15 protein-coding genes are annotated in these 13,423 nt (G+C 68.7%); 6 read left to right on the plus strand and 9 right to left on the minus strand.

What is annotated here, in order from left to right:
- Nucleotides 1-92: 92 nt before the first annotated feature.
- Nucleotides 93-1,916 carry a BCCT family transporter gene (locus tag ACEE23_RS06945; RefSeq protein WP_448872880.1) on the minus strand — a complete coding sequence of 608 codons (1,824 nt, stop codon included), beginning with the start codon at nucleotides 1,914-1,916 and terminating at the stop codon, nucleotides 93-95.
- A 353-nt stretch (nucleotides 1,917-2,269) separates the two neighbouring features.
- A complete protein-coding gene (rsmI, locus tag ACEE23_RS06950; protein WP_448872878.1) occupies nucleotides 2,270-3,124 on the minus strand; it encodes a 16S rRNA (cytidine(1402)-2'-O)-methyltransferase in 855 nt (284 codons plus the stop codon).
- Between the two features lie 111 nt (nucleotides 3,125-3,235).
- Between rsmI and ACEE23_RS06955 the strand changes: the two genes are divergently transcribed.
- The gene (locus ACEE23_RS06955) at nucleotides 3,236-4,735 is read left to right on the plus strand and encodes a dolichyl-phosphate-mannose--protein mannosyltransferase (RefSeq protein ID WP_448872896.1); all 1,500 of its coding nucleotides are present in this window, start codon (nucleotides 3,236-3,238) and stop codon (nucleotides 4,733-4,735) included.
- A 44-nt stretch (nucleotides 4,736-4,779) separates the two neighbouring features.
- Here ACEE23_RS06955 and ACEE23_RS06960 read toward each other — a convergent pair whose 3' ends face one another.
- Both ACEE23_RS06960 and ACEE23_RS06965 read right to left on the minus strand, forming a co-directional pair.
- The gene (locus ACEE23_RS06960) at nucleotides 4,780-5,475 is read right to left on the minus strand and encodes a zf-HC2 domain-containing protein (protein WP_448872876.1); all 696 of its coding nucleotides are present in this window, start codon (nucleotides 5,473-5,475) and stop codon (nucleotides 4,780-4,782) included.
- Nucleotides 5,462-5,875, minus strand: a complete 414-nt coding sequence (locus ACEE23_RS06965) for a DoxX family protein (protein ID WP_448872874.1) — start codon at nucleotides 5,873-5,875, stop codon at nucleotides 5,462-5,464. Before ACEE23_RS06965 ends, ACEE23_RS06960 begins: the two co-directional genes overlap by 14 nt.
- Nucleotides 5,876-5,925: 50 nt before the next feature.
- On the opposite strand from ACEE23_RS06965, the gene ACEE23_RS06970 reads away from it, so the two are divergent.
- Entirely contained in the window at nucleotides 5,926-6,420 is a 495-nt protein-coding gene (locus ACEE23_RS06970; RefSeq protein WP_448873557.1) for a methylated-DNA--[protein]-cysteine S-methyltransferase, read from the plus strand.
- 44 nt (nucleotides 6,421-6,464) lie between these two features.
- Complete coding sequence (locus tag ACEE23_RS06975) at nucleotides 6,465-7,067, plus strand: DNA-3-methyladenine glycosylase I (RefSeq protein ID WP_448873007.1); 603 nt, start codon at nucleotides 6,465-6,467, stop codon at nucleotides 7,065-7,067.
- 9 nt (nucleotides 7,068-7,076) lie between these two features.
- Here the strand turns inward: ACEE23_RS06975 and sepX are convergent, their stop codons facing one another.
- From sepX to ACEE23_RS06995, 4 genes are all read right to left on the minus strand, one after another.
- On the minus strand, nucleotides 7,077-8,180 hold the full coding sequence (gene sepX / locus ACEE23_RS06980) for a divisome protein SepX/GlpR (RefSeq protein ID WP_448873559.1): 1,104 nt from the start codon (nucleotides 8,178-8,180) through the stop codon (nucleotides 7,077-7,079).
- A gap of 94 nt (nucleotides 8,181-8,274) precedes the next feature.
- A complete protein-coding gene (locus ACEE23_RS06985) occupies nucleotides 8,275-8,991 on the minus strand; it encodes a GNAT family N-acetyltransferase (protein ID WP_448872525.1) in 717 nt (238 codons plus the stop codon).
- Entirely contained in the window at nucleotides 8,988-10,265 is a 1,278-nt protein-coding gene (gene glp, locus ACEE23_RS06990; protein WP_448872527.1) for a molybdotransferase-like divisome protein Glp, read from the minus strand. The genes ACEE23_RS06985 and glp overlap by 4 nt, the downstream gene beginning before the upstream one ends.
- A gap of 23 nt (nucleotides 10,266-10,288) precedes the next feature.
- The gene (locus tag ACEE23_RS06995; RefSeq protein ID WP_448872529.1) at nucleotides 10,289-11,221 is read right to left on the minus strand and encodes a UTP--glucose-1-phosphate uridylyltransferase; all 933 of its coding nucleotides are present in this window, start codon (nucleotides 11,219-11,221) and stop codon (nucleotides 10,289-10,291) included.
- A gap of 66 nt (nucleotides 11,222-11,287) precedes the next feature.
- Between ACEE23_RS06995 and ACEE23_RS07000 the strand changes: the two genes are divergently transcribed.
- The 3 genes from ACEE23_RS07000 to mscL all read left to right on the plus strand — a co-directional run bounded on the left by ACEE23_RS07000 (nucleotide 11,288) and on the right by mscL (nucleotide 13,175).
- The gene (locus ACEE23_RS07000) at nucleotides 11,288-11,857 is read left to right on the plus strand and encodes a 5-formyltetrahydrofolate cyclo-ligase (RefSeq protein WP_448872531.1); all 570 of its coding nucleotides are present in this window, start codon (nucleotides 11,288-11,290) and stop codon (nucleotides 11,855-11,857) included.
- Nucleotides 11,858-11,929: 72 nt separating this feature from the next.
- Nucleotides 11,930-12,619 (plus strand): SAF domain-containing protein, encoded by a 690-nt coding sequence (locus tag ACEE23_RS07005; protein WP_448872533.1) that lies wholly within the window; start codon nucleotides 11,930-11,932, stop codon nucleotides 12,617-12,619.
- A 19-nt stretch (nucleotides 12,620-12,638) separates the two neighbouring features.
- Nucleotides 12,639-13,175: a large-conductance mechanosensitive channel protein MscL gene (mscL, locus tag ACEE23_RS07010; RefSeq protein WP_448872535.1), complete on the plus strand. Its 537-nt coding sequence runs from the start codon at nucleotides 12,639-12,641 to the stop codon at nucleotides 13,173-13,175.
- Nucleotides 13,176-13,184: 9 nt separating this feature from the next.
- On the opposite strand, the gene ACEE23_RS07015 is transcribed toward mscL, so the two are convergent.
- Nucleotides 13,185-13,415, minus strand: a complete 231-nt coding sequence (locus tag ACEE23_RS07015) for a hypothetical protein (RefSeq protein ID WP_448872537.1) — start codon at nucleotides 13,413-13,415, stop codon at nucleotides 13,185-13,187.
- Between the last annotated feature and the right edge of the window lie 8 nt (nucleotides 13,416-13,423).

Consider the following 13,423-nt stretch of genomic DNA (forward strand, 5'->3'; position numbering starts at 1 on the left):
CCACTCCGTAGCGCCTACTCGGCGTGCCTCAACCAGAAAAAGCGCACCGCCCGCAAAGGGGTCGGTGCGCTTTCGTCGCGTGCGCGAGAGATTTAGTGCTTGCGCTTGAGCTTGAGGCGCTCGGCGCGGCGGCGCTTGTTCTCCTGTGCGCGCTGGTACTCGCGGTGCAGGCGGCGCTCGCGGGCGAGCTTGCGCTGGAAGGCCTGGGATTCGCGGTACTCAAGGTAGATGACGTCGTTGCGCAGATCCTTGACGATGGCGAACATCAGCAGCACGACAATCACCAGGAACGGCGCGGCGGCCACGATGGTGACGTTCTGCAGGTTATTCAGCGAGTCCTCGTTGACCAGCAGCAGGGTCAGGCCGACGGTGGCGGTCAGCACGCCCCAGATGGCCGACAGCCACGGCTGGGCATCGGACTTGCCGTTCTGCGACATCGAGCCCATCACCGTCGACGCGGAGTCCGCGGAGGTGATGAAGAACGTCGCCAACAAAATCATGGCGATGATGGAAGCAATCGCCCCGAGCGGCATGCTGTTGAGCAGGTTGAACAGCTCTTCCTCGGCGCTCTCGCCGGAAATCGAGTTGCCGGTCTGCTCAGCGTGGATGGCCGAGCCGCCGAAGATAGCGAACCACAAGGTGGACACGCCAGCCGGCACCAGCAGGACGCCGACGCAGAACTCGCGGACGGAACGGCCGCGGGAAATACGTGCCAGGAACATACCGACGAACGGCGACCAGGACACCCACCATGCCCAGTAGAAGATGGTGTAGCCACTGAGCCACTCGCCGGCCTCGCCGTTGGCGGACTCGGCGGTGCGGCCGATCATCTCGGTGAAGTTATCCAGGTAGGCGCCGATGGAGCCCGGCACCAGGTTCAGGATGTTGACGGTCGGGCCAACGATGAACACGAAGATCGCCAGCAGCGCGGCCATGACCATGTTGGCGTTGGACAGGTACTGGATGCCGCGGCCCACGCCCGACAGAGCGGACAGGATAAAGGCCAGGGTCAGAACCAGAACGATGCCGATGACCACGCCGTTGCCCGGATCCTCGATGATGCCGGAGGCGGACAGGCCAGCCTGAATCTGCAGGGCGCCCAGGCCCAGGGAGCAGGCGGTGCCGAAGACGGTGGCGAAAATCGACAGGATATCAATCAGCTTGCCGACCGGGCCGGCCGCGCCCTTCTCACCGATGAGCGGCACGAAGGCCGAGGACAGCAGCTGCTTACGACCAATACGGAAGGTGGAGTACGCAATAGCCAGGCCCACGATGGCATAGATGCCCCAGGGGTGGAGCGTCCAGTGGAACATGGCGGTTGCCATAGCGGTGTCGACCTCGTGCGGGTTGTGATCCGGAACCCCGTCACGGTAGAAGGCCAGCGGCTCGGACGCGCCGTAGAACATCAGGCCGATGCCCATGCCGGCCGCGAACATCATCGCGATCCACGACGGCGTGGAGAACTCCGGCTCCTCATCTATATGGCCCAGGCGAATGGCACCAAACTTGGAGACCGCGATAGCCACGACGAAGACCACGAAGATGGTGGTAAACAGCACGTAGGCCCAGCCGAAGTTATCGACGACCAGGTTCAGGGCCTTGCCGGAGAACTCAGCGAAGCTGTCGGCGCCGGCCAGGCCCCAGATGACGATAGCCAGAACCAACGCCCCGGCAATGCCGGTCACGGTCCAGTCGATCTTGGCGTCACCTTCGGCGGCCATCTCAACAGGCTCTTCCTCGTGCTTTTCGGAGGAAAGGCTCTTGTTGTCCAGCATGGAAGCCAGCTGGCTGGTTGCCGACTGGCCGTCCAGCGCCTCATCAACGGTTTCGTATTTTTGATCTACCGGTTTGGAATCCAGCACGTCCGGATCGTGCGGATCCGCCCCTTCAGGCACGTTGTTTTCCGAATTTGTCATGCAATCCAGGTTGTTCTAAACCAGAAAGTCTTTCAAATTGCGGAGCGCGTTTTTACCTTAATCTCCGGGCTTTATCCCCGATTTTCGCCGCGCCGTGACCACAACGCCGTCCGGCATATCCGCTAGTCTTTAAGTTTTCCGACGGTGACACAACACGTTTCTATAACAATTGGATTAAGAATTACTGTGAACAGTTATTTTCCCTGCAAGTAGACCAAAAACACAGTATTTATTCGCCGCCGGTCTCAGGGAACTGCCAGCCGCGGGGGCGGCCCCTGAAGGCTGGCCGTGGGGAGACGGGCCGCGGTCGGCGAGCCCGCAGAGACGGTCCCCGAAACGCCCGTTCCGGGCGGCTAGTCGCGGGCGGCTAAGACGGCATCGTAGAGCTCGCGGCTCGACACCCCCGCCTCGCCGGCGACCTGCTTGCAGGCCGCCTTGAGCCGCAGCCCCGCCGCAGCGAGCTCCTGGGCCTTGGGCACCAGCTCGTCCACGCTCGCCGCGGCGGCGCTGCCGCCCTCGATGACCACGGTGATCTCGCCGCGCGCGTTCTCGCCCGCCCACTCGGCCAGCTGACCCAGCGTGCCGCGCTTGACCTCCTCGTAGGTCTTGGTCAGCTCGCGGCAGACCGCCGCGGGCCTGCCCTCCCCCAGCACCTCGGCGGCCACTTCGAGCGTCTCAGCCAGCCGGTGCGGGGACTCGAAGAAGACCACGGCGCGCTCCTGGCCGCGCAGCGACTCGAGCCACTTGCGCCGCGGCCCGCCCTTGCGCGGGGCGAAACCGTCGAAGATGAAGTGCCCCACGCCCAGCCCGGACAGCGCCAGTGCGGTGGTCACCGCGGACGGGCCCGGCAGGCAGGTCACCCGCACGCCGGCCTCGGCGGCAGCGACCACCAGGGAGTGCCCCGGGTCGGAGACAATCGGCATGCCGGCATCGGTGACGACGAGGACGGTGCCGGAGCGGGCGGCATCGATAAGCCCGGCGGCGCGGGCGTCTTCGTTGTGGTCGAAGTTGGAGACCACCTTGCCCCGAATCTCCACGCCCAGGGCCTGGGCGAGCGCCCGCACGCGGCGGGTGTCCTCCGCCGCGACGACGTCGGCCTGCCCCAGCGCCTGCAGAAGGCGCGCGCTGGCGTCCCCCGGGTTGCCCAACGGGGTGGCGGCCAGCACGACGCCGCGCGGCAGCGGCTCCAGCGAAAACTCAAAGCTCATACCTAATAGCATGGCACAGGGCCGTACCCTAAACTATCTGGGGTGAGTATCCGTACTTCCTCCGCCCAGCCCGCCGCCGTCCCGCGCGGCGCCCACAACCGGCCGGCCGCCCTGCCGCGGCCCGTCACGTGGACCCGGGCGGACACGGTCACCACGCTTGTCATCGCCGCGCTGGCCCTCATCACGCGCTTTGTCGCCCTCCAGTACCCCACCGCCAGCGGCACCCCGATTTTCGACGAGAAGCACTACGTCCCGCAGGCCTGGGACATGGTGCGCAGCTGGGATAACCTCTTCGTCGGCGGCATCGAGTCGAACCCCGGCTACGGACTGGTGGTGCACCCGCCGCTGGCCAAGCAGCTGATCGCGGTCTCGGAGCAGATTTTTGGCTACACGCCGCTGGGTTGGCGCACGATGGCCGCACTCTTCGGCGTCGGCACCGTCCTGCTGATCATGGCGCTGGCCCGCCAGCTGTCAAACTCGACGGTGGTGGCTACCATCGCCGGCCTCATCGCGGTCTGCGACGGCGTGCTGCTGGTCTCCTCCCGCTTCGGCATGCTGGACATCTTCCAGGTCTTTTTCATCGTCGCCGCGGCCTGGGCCCTAGTCCACGACCACAAGCAGGTCCACCAGCGCCTCGACGATGCCTGGCGCGCGGGCCTGCTGAACGATGCCGCCTTCGGCCCCCGCTTCGGCTTCCGCTGGTGGCGCTTCAGCGCCGGCGTCTTTTTGGGCTTGGCGCTGGCGGTGAAGTGGTCCGGGCTGTATTACCTCATGTTTTTCGGCCTGGCCAGCGTTTTCGCGGATCTGTGGCTGCGCCGCCGCTACGGTGTGCGCCGCTATGTGCTGGGCACCCTGGTGCGCGATACCCCGGCCGCGCTGGCCTCGCTGGTGGTGGTGCCGGCGGCGCTGTACGTGTGGTCCTGGCGGGCCTGGTTTACCAGCGAGACCGCCGTCTACCGCCACGCGGCCACCGACGGCACCATCGAGGCCGGCTCCTGGCTGCACCTGCTTCCCGATGCCCTCGCCAGCTGGCTCTACTATCACCTCTCGGTGTTGGAATTCCACGCCTCCCTGACCACCTCCGGCGGGCACTCGCACCCGTGGGATTCCAAGCCGTGGGCGTGGCTGGTCGGCGCCCGCCCGATCCTCTACCACTCGCATACGGAGCTGACGTGCACGGGCGGCATCGAGTGCCGTCAGATGCTCTTCCTGTTCGGCACACCGATTATCTGGTGGCTCATCGTGCCGGTGCTGGTGTGGTCGGCGTGGTGCTGGTTCGTGCGCCGCGACCGCCGCTTCGCCCCGGTGCTTATCGGTTTCGCCGCCGGCTTCCTGCCGTGGCTGGCCGCCTACGACCGGCAGATGTATTTCTTCTACGCCGCCGCGCTTATCCCCTTCGTCATCGTTGGCTTGGCGCTAATAGCCGGGCAGCTGGCCGGGCGCGGGCCGGTGGCCGGCTGGGCCCGCCCGCTGCGGTGGGGCACGGTGGCCGTGGTCGTCTACGTGGCCGCCGTCGTGGCGATGTTTTGTTATTTCGCGCCCATTCTCTACGGGTTCACTGTCCCGGAGAGTTGGTACCAGTCCATGATGTGGCTGCCCAGCTGGACCTAGCCGGACCTAGCCGGGGCTGGCCGGGGCCAGGCGTGCTGCCGGGGCTAGTTCGGGTCCGCGCCCAAAACGCGCCAGGCCCCGCGCAGGCTGACCCCGCGGTCGGCGGCCCAGGCCCAGCCCAGTGCCGCCGTGGACAGGCCGGTGGCCAGCAGCGCGTAGACCTGGTCCATGACGAGGCTGCCCAGGGCGATGTCGCGCATCGCGAAGCCGCACAGGAAGGCAAACAGCGTGCACGTCAGCGGCATCAGGCCCGGGGCCAGACGGGGGCGCCAGGCGGCGAAGATAAGCCCGGAGGCCAGCCCTAGGCGCAGGGCGGCGCCCTCGATGAGCGCCGAGGCGCCGTCCGGGTCCGCCGTCGGGTCGAGGACCTCGCCTGTGCCCGGCACCATGCCGGAGGACTGCGCGACCATCGCGACGGCCCACGCGGCGCAGATGATGCCGATGACCACCAGGAGGATGCGCGCCATCGCTAGCCCCGCGTGCCGGCGCCCGGCGGTGCGCTGCCATTCCGATTCCACGCCGCCCAAGATGAGATCGGACAGGTCCTGCGGCGGGGCCATGCCCGCATCGGCCGGCTCCACGAAGCTCAGCGAACGGCTCAGCCGGGCCGCTTTGTCCTGGAAGGCACGGCACTCGGCACACTCGGCGATGTGGGCGTCGACGACGTTATCGTCCAGCCCGTGGCCCTCCCCGTCCAGGCGCGCCGAGATGGCAGCCTGGACCTGCTCATGCGTCAACACGGTTGAGCACCTCATCCAGGCTGGCCCGCCCCGCGCCGAAGACGACGACCATCAGCAGGGAAACGAACAAGACGCTGACGTATTCGATGCCGCCGTCGGTGGCGAAGAAGCCGTTGCCCCAGTGGGCGAAGTAGAAGGCCCCGCCGACTAGGACCATCAGCACCACGGCGGCGGCCGTGGTCAGCAGGCCGATGACCATCAGCGTGCCGCCGGCTAGCTCCCCGACCGCGGTCAGCCAGGCCAGAATCTGCGGCTGGGGCACGCCCAGGGCGGAGAACTGCCCGACTGTCTCGTCCATGCCGTCGATAAACAGCTTGGTCACCCCGTGGCAGACGAAGACGAGGCCGAGGATCAGCCGCAGCAGGAGCAGCGCGGCATCTCTAACGGCGGGTTTATTCATGAGCATTAGACTACCTTGGTACCACAACTTTGCTAAAGAAAGGCGCCGCGATGACTCACGTGTACCTGCTCGATAGCCCGCTGGGCCGCCTCGCGCTCGTCGGCTCCGACGCCGCCCTCACCCAACTGGCGCTGCCCGGCGACGAACTGCCGGCCGATGCTACCCCGGGCACCACCGCCGTCTTAGAGGAGGCCGCCGCGCAGCTGCGGGCCTATTTCGCGGGCTCGCGCGAGCCCTTCGACGTGCCGCTGGACCACTCCGAACAGCCGCCTTTTACCGCGGCGGTGCTGCGCGAGCTGGCGCGCGTGCGCTACGGCGAGACGCTCAGCTACGGCCAGCTGGCCGCCCGGGCCGGCCAGCCCGCGGCCGTGCGCGCGGTGGGCAACGTGTGCGCGCGCAACCCCCTGCCGCTGTTCGTGCCCTGCCACCGCGTGGTGCGCTCCGACGGCACCCTGGGCAACTACCGCGGCGGCTTGGCGGCCAAGCGATGGCTGCTGGAGCTAGAAGCCGGGTCGGGAACCCAACCGGGCCCGGCGGGAGTCTAAAGGGGTAGCAACCACGCACATTTATTTTCTAGGAGACACTACCGATGGATACCACTGGCACCGGACCGATTACCGGCCCCGACGGGCTCGCGCGCACCCCGTGGGCGGCTGCGGACGCGCTTCTGCGCGACTACTACGACACCGAATGGGGCCTGCCCGTCTACTCGGAGGCGGAGCTTTACGAAAGGCTCGTGCTGGAGGGCTTCCAGGCGGGCCTGTCCTGGCGGCTTATTCTGAGCCGCCGGCCGGCCTTCCGCGCGGCCTTCGCCGGCTTCGATCCGGACGCAGTGGCGGCCTTCGGGGCCGACGACGTCGAGCGCCTGGCGAGCGATGCCACCATCATCCGCAACCGCCGCAAAATACAGGCTGCTATCGACAACGCCCGCGCCACCGTCGCGCTGCGCGCCGAGGGCGGCCTGAGCGATCTCATCTGGTCCTTCCGGCCGGCAGATACTCCACGGCCCGAGGTGGTAGAAGAAATCCCCACCACTTCAGAGGAATCGACGCAGATGTCGAAGGCGCTGAAGAAGCGGGGATTTAAGTTCGTCGGGCCCACCACCTGCTTCGCGCTGATGGAGGCCATCGGGATGGTCGATACCCACCTGGTGGGCTCGCACCGGCGCGGGTGCTCGGGGCTCTGGGACTAGGCCTCGGGGCTAGCTGACGCGGCGGGCGGCCAAGTCGTCGCGGCGGACCGGGGCGCGGTCGCCGGTGGTGTCGTCGTCGTGGTAGTAGACCGGCAGGTGGTCGAAGTCGGGGCTATCGTCGTCGACCTCGAGGACCACCGCGCCCGGGCGGCGCAGGCTGCGCGGGATGGACAGCTCCTCGTCGGCGGCGTTGCGCACGCCCAGCCGGGCGCGCCGCAGCTGGCGGACGCGGCGGTGGCGCAGGGCCTGCTCCTGGCGCACCTGGGTACGCAGGGCCACCAGGTAAACCACGGAAAGCACGCCCACCACGGCGGCGGGCAGCCAGCCCCAGCCGCCGACGATGATGCCCAGCGCGACCGTGGCCACGACCGCGACGGCCAGGCCCAGCAGCGTGCGCTGGCGGCGCTGGTAGCGGTCGGTGGACGCGGCCTCGTCGGCCTCCGGGTCCCAGCCGCCGCGGCCCAGCCGGCGCTTGGCGAATTCCAGCTCCTCGGCGGATAGCTCGTCGTCGCCGTTGATGTCCGCGTCCTCCGCGTTATTTGCGGCCTCCGCGGTCTCCTCGGCGGCGGAGGCGGTGGCGGCGGCGTCGGCATCGACGGCGCCGGGGTACATCAGATCCACCGGGGAGGTGTAGGAGGCGTCGAGCGGGTAGGCGTCGGCGGCGACCTCGTCGACCTGCGGCGGGTCGAAGTACTCCGCGGCCTCCTCGGCGTCAGCCTCCGCCGCTGCCGCGTCGCCGGCCTCAGCGGCCCCCTCGCCCGAGTCGGCCTCGGCGTTGGCGGTGGTCTCGTCGGGGGCATCGTCGAGCAGGGGCGAATCCACGACCTCGCCGTCGATAGTCTCTTCCTGCGCGGAGACCGGCACTGCCAGGCTGGCCGGCTCGGCGTCGACGATCTCGTAGTCGTCGTCAGCGTTGGTGCGGTGCACGTCCTGCGCGGTCACCCGCGGCTTGCGCCGGCCGGCGACCTTGCCCTGGTCGCCTTCGAAGAGCACCCGGGTGTCCTCGAAGCCGTCCCCGGTATGGCTGACCGGGCGCTGGCCCCGCAGCAGCCACGGCGCCAGGACGAAGAGCCAGACCACCAGGATCAGAATGAGAATGAGGCCAGGAGACACTACGCGCTACCTCTTTCATAGTTTGACGATTGTCACAACCACAGTACTTCGCCGCGGCCGCCTGGCCGGCCTGCGCCACGCCCAATCCGGCGAGCTAATCCAGCACGCCGCCCTCCCGCAGCCGGGAAACGCAGCTATCCGGGAAGTCGTCGCGCACCAGGGCGACGAAGTGGTGGTCGCGCCACTGGCCGTCGATGTGCAGGCTGCGGCGCGCGATGCCCTCCTCGCGGAAGCCGTTGTTAAATAGCACCCGCCCGGAGGCGGCGTTGTTCGGCAGGAACGTGGCCGTCACCCGGTGTATGCCCACCCGCCGGAAGGCGTGGTCGGTGCCCAAGGCGCAGGCCACCGTCGCCAGGTGCCCGCCGGTCATCTCGGAAAAGACCCAGTAGCCGATCCAGCATTCGCTCACGCTGCCGTGCTGGATATTGCCCAGCGTGATCTGCCCGGCAAACCGCCCGTTGCACTCGATGGCAAAGGGCACCACCACCCCCTGGCGCGCCGCCGCGTTCAGGTACCACAGGTGGTTCCACCAGGCCTGGGAGCTGTGGGCGGCGGCCCAGCTGGTGGGCATCGTCGGCTCGACGTGGCGCAGGTAGGCCTCATCGTGGAGGCGCTGCGCGCGCCAGTCCGCCCCGTCCGCGCGGTGCAGCGGCCGCAGGCGCACCTCCGCCCCGCGCGGGAAGCCGGCGTTCGGGCGGATGTGAACGGTCTCCGTGACCTCCGGCCACCCGGGGTGTTCAATGGCGCGCGACTCCCGCGCCCCGGTGTGGCGCTGCCAGCTGTGCCGCGCCCAGCCGAAGGGGTCGATCATGAGCGCTGGGTGATGAACATGACGTCGACGACGTCGCCGGGGCGGATATCCGTCACGGATTCCGGGACGCGGATGAGCGCGTTGGCCTCGGCCAGCCCGGCCAGCAGGTGGGCCGGCGCCCCGCCCGCGCCGGACAGGCCCTCGACCAGGTAGTCGGCGGTGTCGGCGTCACGCATCAGGCGGGCGCGGATATAGCCGCGGCGGCCCAGGCGGGAGTCGATATGGTTGACGGCCCGGGCGCGCACCACGCGGCGCGCGGCGTTGCGCTTGCCCAGCGCCAGCCGGATGAGCGGGCGGACGAAGACTTCGAAGACCACTAGGGCGGAGACCGGGTTGGACGAGAGCAAAAACGTCGGGATGCGCTCGTCGCCCAGCAGGCCGAAGCCCTGCACGGAGCCCGGGTGCATGGCCACCCGCGTGGTGTCGATGTCGCCGAGCTGGTCGAGCACCTCGCGGATGGCCGCGGAGCCGGCGCCGCCGACGGCCCCGGAGATCACGATGACCTCGCTGCGCGCGATGTGGGTCTCCAGGTTTTCCCGGATGCGCCGCGGCTCGCCCTCGGCAATGCCCACGCGGGTGACCTCGGCGCCGGCCTCGCGGGCGGCGGCCGCCAGCGCGTAGGAGTTAACGTCGAAGACCTGGCCCAGGCCCGGCTCGCGGTCGATGTCCACCAGCTCGCGGCCGAAGGAAATCACGGTCACGCGCGGGCGCGGGTACGCCAGCACCTTCGAGCGCCCCACCGCGGCCAGAAGCCCAATCTGGGCCGGGCCCAGGATGGTGCCGGCGGACACCGCGACGTCGCCGGGCTGGATGTCGTCGCCGACGCGGCGCACGAAGTCGCCGGAGCGCACCGGGCGGTGGGCGACCATGCGCTTGCGCCCGCGGTCGGTCCACTCGAGGGGAAGGACGGCATCGGCAAGCGTGGGCAAGGGCGCGCCCGTGTAGACGCGCACGGCCTGCTTCGGCTGGAGGCGCAGCGGCTGCCGGGAACCGGCCGGGACCTCCCCCACCACGGGCAGGGAACGCTCGGTCTCCGGCTCCGGGGCCTCCTCCGCGTCCGGGTCGCGCCGGCCGAGGCCGCGCTCGCCGCCGATATCAACCGCACGGACAGCGTAGCCATCGATGGCCGCCTGCGGGAAGCCCGGCAGCGGCTGGTGCGCCTGGACCTCCTCGGCGCACTTCAGCCCCAAAGCGTTGGCGATGGCGATCCGCACCGGCTCGGGCGTGACCGCCGCATCGGTGACAAACTCCAGCTGCTCTTCCACAGAACGCATAGCAACGCGCCGCCTTTCCCCGGTTAATTCTCTGCCAACCCGGTCTCTTGCTCGTACTCCGCAATAATATGCTTGATCGCCTTATACAGCGCCGGGCCGTACTTCTCGTCCCGCAGGCCGAAGTCGACGTTGGCGGGGATGTAGCCGCCGGGGTTGCCCAGGTCGTGGCGCTTGCCGCGGTGGACCACCACGTGCACGGGCTCGCCTTCCTGGATGAGCAGCTCGATGGCGTCGGTCAGCTGCAGCTCGCCGCCCTTGCCCGGGCCGATCCGGCGCAGGGCGTCGAAGATCTTGCGGTCCAGCAGGTAGCGGCCGGTGGCCACGAGGTTGGAGGGGGCGTCGGCGGGATCGGGCTTTTCGACCATGCCGACGACCTTCTTCACGCCCGGCGCGTTGGTGTCTTCCACGTCGAAGACGCCGTAGTTGTAGGTCTCCTCGCGATCGACCTCGAAGGCGCACAGGACTGACCCGCCCAGGGCCGCGCGCACGCGCGCCATGTCCTCCATGACGGTGGCGGGCAGGACGATGTCGTCCGGCAGCATGACGGCGAAGAAGTCTTCGTCCTCGTCCAGCACGGACTCGGCCAGGCCGACGGCATGGCCCAGGCCCAGCGGCTCGGCCTGCTCGACGGCAATCGGGTGGATAAGATCCGCGGCGCGCTGCACCTTGGCGACCTGCTCGTCCTTGCCGCGGCCGGCCAGGGTCTCGGTCAGGTCGGGGAAGCGCTCGAAGTGGCGCATAACCTCTTGCTTGTTCGGGGCGGTGATAACGGCCAGGCGCTGCGCGCCGACGGAGGCGGCTTCCTCGGCGATGAGCTCGATGCCAGGTGTATCCACTACTGGCAGCAGCTCCTTGGGCACGGTCTTGGTGGCCGGGAGGAAACGCGTCCCCATGCCGGCGGCCGGAACCACTACGGTTTTGACCCCGTGCGGGGTATTCTCGCGCTCGTTAGACATGGATCTGACCTTACCTTCTCGCCTTAGCCGTTTCGGGCACCGATACGCCCTATTAGTATTTAAGTTATGAATTTGCCCTCCCCCGACGCCGACAAGCAGAGCCTGCGCGAGCATTTCCGCGCCGCCCGCCGCGCCCCGGCTGACGATACCTCCCTCATCGCCCACACCGACAACTTCCTGCGCGCGCTCGGGCGCCCGCGCGTGGCCGCCTACGCCCCGCTGGCCAGCGAGCCGGGCGGGAAGGCGTGGCTGACAGCGGTCGCGGCGGCCAGCCAGCAGGTGTGGCTGCCGCTATCGATGCCCGACGGCACACTGCTGTGGGCGAGCTACCACGGCGATGAGGCCACGCGGGCGGGGGCGCTGGGCATCGCGGAGCCGGTGGGGCCACAGTTCAATTCCACGGTGCTGGCGGGGCTGGACGTGGTGCTAGTGCCGGCGATGGCGGTGGACCGGCGCGGCTTCCGGCTGGGCAAGGGCGCGGGCTACTACGACCGCGCGCTGGTTAGCCTGCCGGCGGGCGGACCGCTGAAGCTGGCCGTGGTGCGCTCCAGCGAGGTCGTGGACCGGCTGCCGGCCGATGCCCACGACGTGCCCTGCGATGGCGCGCTCACCGACGCCGGCGTGGAACTGTTCTAGTCGCTGAGTTTCCGCGCCGCTTAAATCGGTCGCCCGGGAACCAGCGGCGGGCCGGGCGCAGTCTATAAAGGCATGCGGAGTTTAGCTGTTTTTTCTTCCCTGAGACACACGTTGGCCACCCCGGGCCACCCGCGCGCGACGCTGTTGAAGAAGCTGGTGGCCGGCGCGTTGGTGGTCGCCGCCGGGCTGGTGGGGCTGAGCGGCTGGAAGGAAAACCCGCGGGTGCCGGTCTTTGCCCGGGAGGTCGCGGCCGGCCAGGAGCTGGCGGCCGAGGACATCGAGTGGCGCTCCCTGCCGCGCGATGCGATCCCGGCCGGCGTGGCCGCGGAGACTGACCCGGCGGAGCTGGCCGGGCGGGTGGTCGTGGCGGCCGGATCGGCCGGCGAGGTGGTCACGGAATCCCGCCTTCTGGGCGAGGAGCTTACCCACGCGTTGGGGGAATCGGCGGGCCAGGACTACCACTTGGTGCCGATTAAGCTCGCGGAGCCGGATATCGCCGCGCTACTGACGCACGGGGATACGGTCAGCGTGGTCAGCAACGGTGGGACAGGTGACGGCGGCGAGCTCGCCGGCCCCGGCGCGGCGGAGACCGTCGTGGCGCAGGAAGGAAAAATCGTCTCCACGGCCGCCGCGGGAGAGACCGCAGGCTCTCAGGCGGCTACTATTCTAATTGCACTGCCGGCCCCCGCCGCGAAGAAAGTGGCAGCCGCTTCGCTGAGTTATCCGCTCACCGTGGTGGTCACCGGAGACCGAGCAGGCTAACCATCGAAAGGACTTCCGCATGTTGAAGGGCTTTAAAGACTTTATCCTCCGCGGCAACGTGATTGAACTGGCAATCGCCGTCATCATCGGCTCCGCTTTTACCGCCATCGTTACGGCTGTCACCGACTCCCTGATCCAGCCGCTGATCAACTCCTTCGGCTCCGCCGAGGTCGGCGGGCTGGCGTTCCAGATCAAGGCTGACGACCCGACCACCCGCATTGACCTGGGGGCAGTCATCACCGCGGCCATCAACTTCCTGATCATCGCCGCCGTGGTCTACTTCCTCATCGTCATGCCGATGAACAAGCTGGCCGAGGCCGCCAAGCGCCGCCAGGGCATCGCCCCCGAGGAGGCCACCCCCACCACCGACGACCTGCTCATCGAAATCCGCGACCTGCTCGCCGCACAGAACAACGTCAGCGACAAGGTCACCGGCCAGACCAGCGAACTGGCCGAGGATTCGGTCGCCGATACCCCAGGCACGCCCGGCACGACCGGCGCTTCCGGCGCGTCCGGCGCCGCCGGTGACAATGCCTCGGGCAAGCACCGCGCCTAGCGCGCAGGTTTAATAGTGCGGCGGGATTTGCTCGCGGTAGAAAGCCTCCCCGCGCAGCCCGTCGTCCGCAGGGCCGTCGTTTACTTCGACGGCCCTTTCTGCGTCTGCGGAGCCGGCCGAGTCCGCCGAGTCAAAGGCGGAGACGAACGGTGCCCGGTCCGCCGTCCGGTCGTAATCGGGGCAGTCGCTGGGGCGCACCGCGCGCCGCCGCTTCCTGCGCCGGGAATGTGAATCAGTCATCGCTCTTT

This window comes from Corynebacterium sp. 32222D000AT (assembly GCF_053546955.1).